The organism is Mesotoga sp. UBA5825, from assembly GCF_002432955.1.
Lineage (GTDB): Bacteria > Thermotogota > Thermotogae > Petrotogales > Kosmotogaceae > Mesotoga.
On the sequence record NZ_DJHG01000007.1, the window covers coordinates 1 to 10,004 of the forward strand.

Below are 10,004 nucleotides of genomic sequence, written 5' to 3' on the forward strand. Positions count from 1 at the left end.
TATTTCATCTAAGATACTGAGGAAGCACGGTCCTTTAGATGAGATTGAAATGGAGGTTATCCGCAATCATCCTACGTATGGAAAAGACATCCTCGAACACTTCAAATATCTGAAGAAGTTCATTCCTACGCTTATATGCATCACGAAAGAGAAGACGGTTCCGGCTATCCACATGGACTGAAGGTGGACAATATACCGCTTGAGGCTAAGATTATCGCTGTGGCTGATGTCTTTCCAAGCCCCAACAGCCGACAGGCCTTACAGGGCCGCTTATTCCTTTGCTAAAGCGGTGAACATGATGACTGAAATGCCTCTTGATCAGCGCGTAGTCTCTGCGCTGATAGAGATCCTTCCCGAACTTGAGAATGCGCTTTGCGGGAGAAACCCGGAGAAGTGCTGGGAGAGAACTTGAGAGGAAGCCGAAAGCATATTCGTGTATTGCTTCTTTCGATTCTTCAGCAGTTCATAATGACTTGAACAGTAACGTTACAAAAGAGCCGAAACCCTTATGGAGATGCCCACACCTTCGCGGAAGCAGCAGAAATGATGACGGAGATGCCGCTGGACCAGAGGATATATCCGAACTATCAAAGTGCTTCTGGAACTGGAGAAGATTCTTGGTCCAAGAACTGCAGAACCAATTCGGAGAGATTTTGATAATGTGATTTGAACCTTTGTGGATTCAGGACTGTCATTTCTTACTCTGGCTAGATACAGAAGAGTCAACCCAGTCCACTTCAATAGTTCGAAAATACACTTACTGTTTCCCCCTAAAGAAAGAGCAAAGGTGTATTTCCAACTATCGCACTTCGACAAGTTTACGCGAATACTCATTGGCTATAGCATCTATGAGTTGCTTCGTTTTTTTCACCTTATCATCGGATTCAAGAAATTCTTCATATCTATTGTATGCACCAACAATCAGTTCATCATAAAAAACAATTCTTGCGTGATTTATCTTCAAAGTTTCGATGGTTTTGTTCCTGCTATTAGGAGTATCGTGCCAATCAACAGGTTCTTTGCCCAAGACACAGACAATCTCGAAAAGCTCTCTTGCTTTCCCGATATTTGTGAGATACTTGTCAAAAGCATTATCGTACTTCATCACTTGCTTGATAAGTTCATTTGAAGTTATGCTCTTACCAGAACGTTTCAATTCGATTATCACATGCTTTCCCGATACCGCACGATACTTGATGTCAAGCCGAGCATTCTTCTCTTCGTCCGTAAGAGATTCGTCCGAAAATCCTTCAAGTTTTTTGAAAGCTTTTTCCATTACTGCATTTGAAGTCACTTTGTCCCATGAAGGGTCAAGAAGCCAAAGATTGTCAAAAAGATACCTCTGTAGTACTTTCTCAAGAACATTCGCTTCAACATCTTCTCTCAATTTCCCTATGATTCGGAGTCTGTCTGAGATAATGCTGTGATACAGAACAGCGCTGTAGTCTTCTATTTCAGAAAATATGCGCAGAAAAACTTCCAGATTATCCAGGCTTATACTATCTAGCTCATCTAGATTATCTTTGTGTTTCAGCCTTTCAAAAGCGAGTACCCCTTGAGCGAATAGCTCGTGCTTTTCTTCATCTTGATCCGTTACTCTATTTATCTTACCGAAAAGAACATCCGCTTTCCGTCTCTTATCCGGACCTAATTCTCTGTACCACTCCTCTATTTGAGGGTTGGAAGTAGCTTCCGCGGTTCCTTTTTCGTTTCTCAGGTCTGTCCATTCTCTTTGAATTCTCTTTAGCTGATCCCTTACAAAATCACGCAGGCTAATAAATCTAGAATCATCTTCGATTATCTGCTGCCTGTTCGTAGTAGTAATGTCCGGTTCGTCATTCTCGTCCAAAAAATCGGCATGTATCTCCCCTATGAGGTATTTGGTATATAGTCCACCCTCCGCAAAGTATTCAAGAATGTTCTCGTGTGCGACTTTTCCTCTCACCAGGACGACAATTCTGTTCAAGCTGAAACCGTCGTCTGCTCCTTCCTCCTTATCAAGTAAATTGCCGCTGTTCTTCACAGTTCCTATCCACCCGAATATTCTCCCATAGGATTCACTTTCAATGCGAAATATCTCTTCTGCTTCTTTGAATGAAGGCTCTTCCGATTTCTGGGGGTATCTATAGATCCATGCGTACTCGACTTTATCGTAGTAATCCCTGTCCTCTGGCCTCACTTCTTCGCCGTTCACAAATACCCGAAAATCGTGTTTTTCTCCAATAATGCTGAATCTCCTAGCAAGCTTCCTCTTCAAGCTGCTTTCGGTAAGACTGTTCATTCGTTTCTTCAGGTCTTTGAGATAGATAGTCGTACCAGGGGTTTGGATCTCGATTTCTTCTTCCTTGAGCTCTGCGGGTTCATATTCAGAGTTCTCATTTTCGCTGACTTGTCTTTCCAACTCCTTAACAACTATTCTGAAACCTTGCTTGCTGCTATTCGGGGCATCCTTCAAAGTATGAACCTCGATAACATCTGCGACCGAGAACAGAGAAAGTTTTCCGATTCCCTTTCTACCCATCACCTTTCTGCCGTATTTCTCAGATGTCGGACGGTCTTTACGTCTTTCATAACCCACAGCCAGATACTTTTCGTTTATGTCGTCCAGATCCATCCCACACCCGTTATCGGAGATGACAATAATTCTTTCTCTTTTCTTTATCGTGACTTCTACTCTTGTAGCATCCGCGTCCCAAGAATTGGCTACAACTTCCGATAGAACAGCAGGTACGCTACTGTAAAGATTCATCCCCAAATGCTTTAGAACAGTCTGTTTGATTGCTATTCTGTACTTCTTTCTCTCCGTCATTCATATCGACCTCCCAAGTGCTTGATTATGCTTCTTCCAATAGCACTGGCCAGCAAGACCGGTACAGCATTGCCTATGAGCTTTCCGATTGCTTTGAATCTGACGGGTTCCTCGGGTTTTACGAACTGATAATTCTCCGGAAATGTTTGGAGAAGAGCGCCCTCCCTAAGCGATAATGCTCTGTCTTGTTCGGGATGTCCGAATCTTCCGTTTCCGTAACCATAGAACTGAGTCGTTATCGTTGGCGCGGGTTTATCCCATTCCATTCTTGAGTACACCGCTGAGAAAGACTCTCCCGATTGTTTTCTGTGGCAGTTCGCTCTTAGAGACACTTCCCAGTCCTTCCAAGAACCCCCGGGCAGAGAGGCCCTTATTCTTTCTAGGTTTGTATCGTTCAGTTTTGCAGATCTGTGAAGCGGATCTTTCTTGCTAACCTCTCCTGCGCTAATCCTTTCCAGATCTCCTATCGTTTGTCTAACGGTTCGGTATTCATTGCTTTTGCAGGTAGGCGGAATCAACTCTATATTCCCCAGCCTTGAGGCCAGAAGAATCAGTCTATGTCTTGCTTGGGGTACGCCATAATCTGGAGCGAAATGGCTGCCGTAACTAATACTGTAGTCATGAAACCGAAGAGTCTCAGCGAAGTCATGGAACACCTGAGTCTTAACAATCTGAGGTACGTTCTCCATTGATACGATATCCGGTTTGACTTCCGCAACAAGTCTCGCAAAGTTATCGAGTAGAGACCAATCGTTGTCGTTTTTGCCCCTCTTCACGCTAATGTTGTAGGTAGAAAACGGCTGACATGGAGCGCATCCCATAAGTACTTTCACATCTCCTATTGAAAGCAGGTCTGATACTTCCTTGCTAGAAACAAGATTGATGTCCTTATTGATAAAGCGACTGTTGTTATTGTACTCGAAAGGAAACCTGCAGTTTTCGTCTACGTCATATCCTGCAACCACTTCTATCCCTGATGTAATCATTCCATGGGACAGACCTCCCGCACCGCAAAACAAGTCAACCGCAGAAACTCTCATTTGGCACCCCTTCAAGAAGAACTCCTAAGAAAATTGTACATTGTATCTGTCCAAGATCCAAATCACTTGTTACCTAACGACGATTCCAGTTTACTTAAACTTTCCTGCAGGATATCTGCGAATTTGCCTTGCTCAATCTCACATTGCCACAATACCAGTATTCTCCACCCGGCTTTCTCAAGTGCATCTTCTTTTTGCTTGTCCCGTTCTTTATTCTTTCTGAACTTTTCCGTCCAGAACTCCGTTCTGGTTTTCGGAATAGTAGCTTTCCTGCAATTGGTGTGATTGTGCCAGAAGCATCCGTGAACGAATATGGCAAGCTTCAGTCTGGACATCGTTATGTCCGGCTTTCCGGGAAGGTCTTTTCTATGAATTCTATATCCATATCCGCGAGCATGAAGCCACTTCCTGACCACCATCTCCGGTGATGTATCGGTAGACTTCACAGAACGCATGATACTGCTCCGTTTTTCTTGATCGAATATGTCGGTCATTCCGGTACTCCTTGAGAGATCTCCTAATACACATCCTGCAGCAGTTTCTTCAGATGAATTGCAACATGCAATGCAAGTTCAGGAGGAACCGCGTTCCCGATCTGCTTGGCAATCTGTGTTTTGCTTCCGCAGAAAACGTAGTCATCCGGGAACGTCTGAAGCCTTGCAGCTTCACGATGGGTTATGGGTCGATCTGCCTGGGGATGCAAGTACCTACCCTTTTCCGGCTTGAAGAACTCCGTTCTTATAGTAAGTGAAGGTTTGTCCCACTCAAGCCTACCGAACACATCTGTGCTACCGGTTTTCTTCTTCATCCAGCATGGAGGGCACAAATCAGGTCGAAGCCTCATTAAATCAAATCTGTTTCCTCCCGGTGGAATAAGTCTATAACGCTCCAGAGAAATCGCAGTAGGATTCCTGCCGATGTGCAAGCCCTTTCCGTCTGGTTCAAGCGGGAGGTCCCCGATCGCGTCTCTCACGCTCTTTCTGATCTGAGTCGGAGGCGGCAAACTTGGAGAACCGTTCATAATACCTATAGTAAATGCCCTTGATCTCTTCTGCGGCACTCCGAATTCCTCGGCCTTTAGCACTCCATATACTACATTGTAACCTTCTTTCTTCACCATTCCATAGAAGAAATTGAACTCCTCGGACTTCAAGAATCCAGGTACGTTTTCAACCACGAAGGCCTTAGGACCAATCTCATGAATTGCTCTGAAGAATTCCCTCCATAACGTATTCAGGTCTTCATGTTCGCTAGTGCGTTCCTTCTTCCTGTTCATCTTACCCAAAGGCGAAAAGCCCTGGCATGGAGGTCCTCCGACAATCACATCCGACTTCTTCGGACTAAAATCAGCGATTCCTCTTATATCTCCTTCGAAGACTTTGACATCGAAGTTCTTTCTGTACGTACATGCGAATACCTCGTCCTTATCTAAAGCCCACAAAGGTTCATAACCAGCCTTCTTGAACCCTAGAGACAGACCTCCCGCACCGCNNCCGCAAAACAGATCTATGAATGTGGGTTTTTCTATCAAGATACACCTCGATTTTTTCTCAAATTGCTAAATCAAAAGGTAGATCGCTAATGTCTCTCAGTCTTCGACCAATAACAAGAGTGTTCAGCATATCCATTTGATCGCTTCTATCAGTATCGTACTTCTTGACTGCTTCAATCAATTCGTACAATCCGGAATGATAAACGCAATCGATATCACCCACTCCGAGAGCGATAGACGCCAATCGTGTGGGCAGAGGTTCTGCAGTTACTACTACCATATGAGGACTATTTCCTTTTCTGTTTCTTAGAAGATTCTGAGCCTCAACCTTGGTATTCTGCGCTCTATCAGATCGCATCGTCCATTTACAAGATATGCTTGCATGCATTATTGGATGCCCGGAACCAACGGAATCTTCTAGTAGGGGAGTGCGCATAGAAATCTCAGTATTGCATCTCTCACCTAGCAGTTCAGAAGGAATTGGGAGTCTACTTACTACAATATCGGGCTTCACTATGTAGTCAGAAGTCAAGAGAACCCTCAAGGATTCATCGGTCTTAGCTAAGTCCTCAATTCTGTTCAAATGGTAGTACTGGTCGAAGTCCGTTATCCTGTAATTATCGGCTCCCCAAACCCATTGCCCAGGCCTCAGCTCAAACAACAGCGAAAAAGACTCCTTGAGATACTCCATTGTAAATGCTGTGTACTCAGCCCCGCTCTTCTGACCCGGCTTAGCGTGTTGTAATGGAGTGCCTTTTGGAAGTAAGTCGGACCATTCCTTGGCAATGACAGAACTGGATCTACTATCCACATCTGCTATGCTAACAGTCATACCATACTTACTGCTCTTTGCCGAAAGCAATTGCTTTCGTATTGTTGCCAAATATTGTGTCCTGAGATCCAGCAACCGATGGAAGATGTCTCTTTCAATCATTCTTGCTCCTTTCTACACCGTTATTATCATATCATCGGAAATGCGAGTCTTCATTCCGATTCTACTTTGAAGAGTCGTGCATTATCTTGAGGTTCGCCCATTATATGCTATATAACCCTCATATTCATCAGATCGAGGATCGGGATTCTTCAAATGTCTTTCGTATTCTTTTTCAAGTAGTTCGAAGGTTATCTTCTCTTCTGTGTTCAAGACGAAATTGTAAGTAGAAATCGCTTCTCCATTATCCGAGATTCTTATTACTACTAAAGTCTCCCAAGCTTTGTGGTTTAGGCATGCGAAAACAACGCCCTCTTGCTGCCCAGAAATAATTCTGTAACCTGTGTCTTCAAGAAACTTAGTAAAATGCTCGCACGATGTAGTCATGTATTCCTCCAATAAAGGTTTGTCACACGTATTGGAATCCGAAAGGACACGGCTTTGGTTTTCCAGGACTGATTATGTTGACAGGTTTCCTTTACGATGAGCAATGCTCATAACCTAAACTTCATACTGTTTGCCTTCTACGGGACTCCCTACTCTTTTGCGCTGTTCTTCAGTTGCCTTGTCATATAGATCCTTGAGGCATGTCACTGCATTTTGCCTCAATTTTTCTCCAAAGCTAATGTTAAGTAATCCTAGCAGATCATCCTGCTTTTCAAAGTATTCTAGCACGTTCATCATCTTTCCTTCTTCAGGATTAAGCAAACGTACATATCCAATAGACTCATCGGAAGTTTGTAGGATTGCCTCATTCAAGTCGCCCGAAAATGAAAACCCTGGTCTTGCCATAAGTAAAACGATATACTGCAAAAAACTCGAATTTCCGGTACTCTTATCAAGAAGCTCAACGAGATTCGAGGAGAAATAGAGATCATAAAGGTCACAAATGTTCTTAGGTATGACATCCAGCATATGCGTATCTTGACTATTATCATCGAAGTAGTCCCAGATTAACTTAAGCGCCCAGTATTCTTTTCTTGATAGCGCATATACGCTTACTTCAACTACTAGTTCCCTTAGAAATCTCTGAGTATATTTTACCCATAGACTTTTTCTCACTTCAGAGATCTTCTTTTCCTTTTCCGTCTCTTCAATCATTTCAGAGATTTTCTTTTCCGTGTTTTCAATCACTTCATCTTTGGCCTTGCGTAACTGGTACTTTTCAAATCTACAAAGCTTATTTAGGCGATCACTAAGATCTCTAATGGTCCTGATCTTTGAAAATTCCTTGTCAAGTTCGCTTACCTGAGAATTTGAAGAATCAAAAGACTGTGCGAACTCACCGCTTCTGAATTCCTGATATGAAGAGTAGTATCTAAAGACCACATGAATAGTTATGTGCAGAGCTGTCTTTTGGTGACGTTCTATTGTTTTTTTCATTGTCTCACAAAGAAATGCATTTAGAGCTTTTATGGTCTTGTACGACCTAATATGTTTGTGAAGCCAGATAACGGTCGGATAAACCTCAACAAAACCAGCAAACAGACTAAGATCAGACCCCATCATGAGACCTAAGACCGTTTTTGACATCTTCTCAGTAATCACATCTAGATAATCAGAATAGGTAGTTTCTGAGTCTAGGCGGTTCTCGTCTAGGGCTCTCTTAGCGAACCATTTCTTGAGTTCACGAACAAACTTCTTCTGATCTTCAACCCTTCTTCTTTCAATTGAGAGTTGCAAAGTGTCAAAACAAATCTCTACAGTTGACTTCATGATTGAAACATGTTTCTTATCTCCCGATTTTGCTAGCACTTCAATCATGCTTTCGATGATTGAGAAATGAGGACCTATAAGATCTATTGATTGTTCTGATGCAGTACCGAACTCTGGATTGCCGATCAACAAACTCCTGTAGACCAAAGCGGACTCCTTCAACGCCTCTACTTTGTGTCTCCCTTCAGGAACAATAGATTGACTCTTCTTTAGATCTTTCCTCGCCATCTCTATCAGAAAGTATGGATTAGAAGCTTGCGAAATAAACCCTGTGAAGAGAAGAAGCTGGATCACTACAATTATTGTCATTTCGAGAGTCTGAACACGCCCAAATTCTTGTATGAGTGTCAGTGACAACTCCACAGAAGAAAACGCTGGGCGAAACTCCGTCTTGAACAGTGAATCTAGGAGCTGAATTATTCCTGCCTTCTGAATTATTGAGAGAATAAAGACAAAAAAGGTGCTGGCGTAAAGGGTGAGTGTCCATCGTTTCAAGCCGATCCTTTCTAATAGGATAGAACCATAGCGTTGTCGAATCCTGTTTGACGAGTCACCGAACAACGGAACTGCTATAGCAAGAATTGAAGAAGACAATACAAGAGAATCGGTAATGAAGGCAGTGGACAAAGCGAACGCCAAATTCATCAGTAAGCCCTCAACAGTCGGAATACTCACGAGATAATAGGCACAGAATACCGCAAGAGCAATCATAAAAATGAAGGTGATAACTTTAGCATTTCTCCTAATGTAGAAAGATGTAGTCATTTTGCATGTTCTCCCCTGCATGAAAAGCCTCGTACATCTATGAATCTCAGCAGTCGTTTGTTCATTTCTTCAATTATCTCCTCAGTAATAGTCTCAAACCTTCAAGAGCTATGTAGGCAAGAATACCACCTATAACACTTTTCAGAGCAAACCAAAAGACCTTACCATACCACTTCTTGTTACTTTCATAGTTCATCATTGCCTTGTTGAAGTCGCGGGAAACTTCTTGGATTAGCGCAGACTTTTCGTTCTGTGGCATACTTGAGTTTTTAATCCCTTCTATTCGTTCGCCAAATTCCTTCTTCAAGGTGTCTTCTGTAAGAAACCTGTGCTCTTTCTCGCCCAACAAGTAGAATACTTGAGAAGCAAACTCCTGCGTGCCGCCTCTTGAATAAATGTAATATCCCATGAGAGCAAAGAGCAGAGGCCAAATAGTGCCGACAAGATGCAGAGCAATAGGCGCCTCTGGGTGCGCAAACCAGGAAATGATAGAGTACAACAACTGAAGTGAGTATCCTAAGGTTATTGCAAGAAACGCAGTTCTACCTAGCAAGTACCTTTTACTGTCGCTGAGCTCTTCGGACTTTCTGTAATCGTATAGAATGCAAAGGTAGAATATCAAGAAGCAACATCCAGAAATCAGTGAAAGAGAATCCGGACTAATAAGACTTCCCTCGAAAAGCAAATCCATCGCAGACCTGGCAACAAGCATAGCAAAACCTATCATCGCGAAGGAAAAGCCGAGCTTCTTCACCCAGCTACATTTCTTTGGGCACAACGGACTAACCAGTAAGAACTGAATTACCATAAGCAACATAAAGAATAAGCCTGAGAGACCCATAAGAACATCAATAAACTGAATCGCAACTTCGAGATTGCTCGCATCAACAAACCCATACTTGATTTTCACGAGTTTGTCAGTTTTGCTAAGCAACACTGGATAGGCAAAAAATGCAAAGATAGCATAGACAATTGTCCAAAATACCCCTACAATAACGGATACTCGACTGTCGTTGGTATCCTCGGTCTCTACTCTTTCGTTATTTACTAGAGCAAGAGCTGTTCTCTTCTTTATTCTTGATCTAAGTAATATATAATTGATCGCCTTTTCTATGTCAAATTCGTTTCTAGATGTCTTTGAAAACTCTTCGAGCTCTAGCAATAGCCTTGCAACCCTGAACTTTCTAACATGCGTCTTTTTAGATATTGCGCCGACAATGGCTGAGAAATCCTCTTTCATTAGCTTCGCGG

9 protein-coding genes and 1 pseudogene are annotated in these 10,004 nt (G+C 42.8%); 2 read left to right on the forward strand and 8 right to left on the reverse strand.

Annotated elements, in window-relative coordinates:
• Together B3N33_RS00240 and B3N33_RS00245 are read left to right on the forward strand one after the other, a co-directional pair.
• A pseudogene (locus B3N33_RS00240) lies at nt 1–181 on the forward strand (hypothetical protein); the annotation flags it as partial.
• A complete protein-coding gene (locus B3N33_RS00245) occupies nt 136–285 on the forward strand; it encodes an HD-GYP domain-containing protein (RefSeq protein ID WP_292590042.1) in 150 nt (49 codons plus the stop codon). The pseudogene B3N33_RS00240 and the gene B3N33_RS00245, both read left to right, overlap by 46 nt.
• Before the next feature lie 514 nt (nt 286–799).
• Here the strand turns inward: B3N33_RS00245 and B3N33_RS00250 are convergent.
• The 8 genes from B3N33_RS00250 to B3N33_RS00285 all read right to left on the reverse strand — a co-directional run.
• Nucleotides 800–2,809 carry a BbrUII/HgiDII family restriction enzyme gene (locus B3N33_RS00250; protein ID WP_292590044.1) on the reverse strand — a complete coding sequence of 670 codons (2,010 nt, stop codon included), beginning with the start codon at nt 2,807–2,809 and terminating at the stop codon, nt 800–802.
• Nucleotides 2,806–3,849 carry a DNA cytosine methyltransferase gene (locus tag B3N33_RS00255; protein WP_292590046.1) on the reverse strand — a complete coding sequence of 348 codons (1,044 nt, stop codon included), beginning with the start codon at nt 3,847–3,849 and terminating at the stop codon, nt 2,806–2,808. Before B3N33_RS00255 ends, B3N33_RS00250 begins: the two co-directional genes overlap by 4 nt.
• A 62-nt stretch (nt 3,850–3,911) precedes the next feature.
• Nucleotides 3,912–4,343 carry a very short patch repair endonuclease gene (locus B3N33_RS00260; RefSeq protein ID WP_292590048.1) on the reverse strand — a complete coding sequence of 144 codons (432 nt, stop codon included), beginning with the start codon at nt 4,341–4,343 and terminating at the stop codon, nt 3,912–3,914.
• 23 nt (nt 4,344–4,366) lie between these two features.
• Entirely contained in the window at nt 4,367–5,380 is a 1,014-nt protein-coding gene (locus B3N33_RS00265) for a DNA cytosine methyltransferase (protein ID WP_292591758.1), read from the reverse strand.
• Nucleotides 5,381–5,399: 19 nt separating this feature from the next.
• Complete coding sequence (locus B3N33_RS00270) at nt 5,400–6,275, reverse strand: NgoMIV family type II restriction endonuclease (RefSeq protein ID WP_292590051.1); 876 nt, start codon at nt 6,273–6,275, stop codon at nt 5,400–5,402.
• 81 nt (nt 6,276–6,356) lie between these two features.
• Complete coding sequence (locus B3N33_RS00275) at nt 6,357–6,659, reverse strand: hypothetical protein (protein ID WP_292590053.1); 303 nt, start codon at nt 6,657–6,659, stop codon at nt 6,357–6,359.
• Between the two features lie 114 nt (nt 6,660–6,773).
• Nucleotides 6,774–8,753, reverse strand: coding sequence for a hypothetical protein (locus B3N33_RS00280; protein WP_292591759.1), 1,980 nt, complete (start codon nt 8,751–8,753; stop codon nt 6,774–6,776).
• Nucleotides 8,754–8,826: 73 nt separating this feature from the next.
• Nucleotides 8,827–10,004, reverse strand: a 1,178-nt coding sequence (locus B3N33_RS00285; protein ID WP_292591760.1) for a hypothetical protein, incomplete at its 5' end; no start/stop codon positions are given.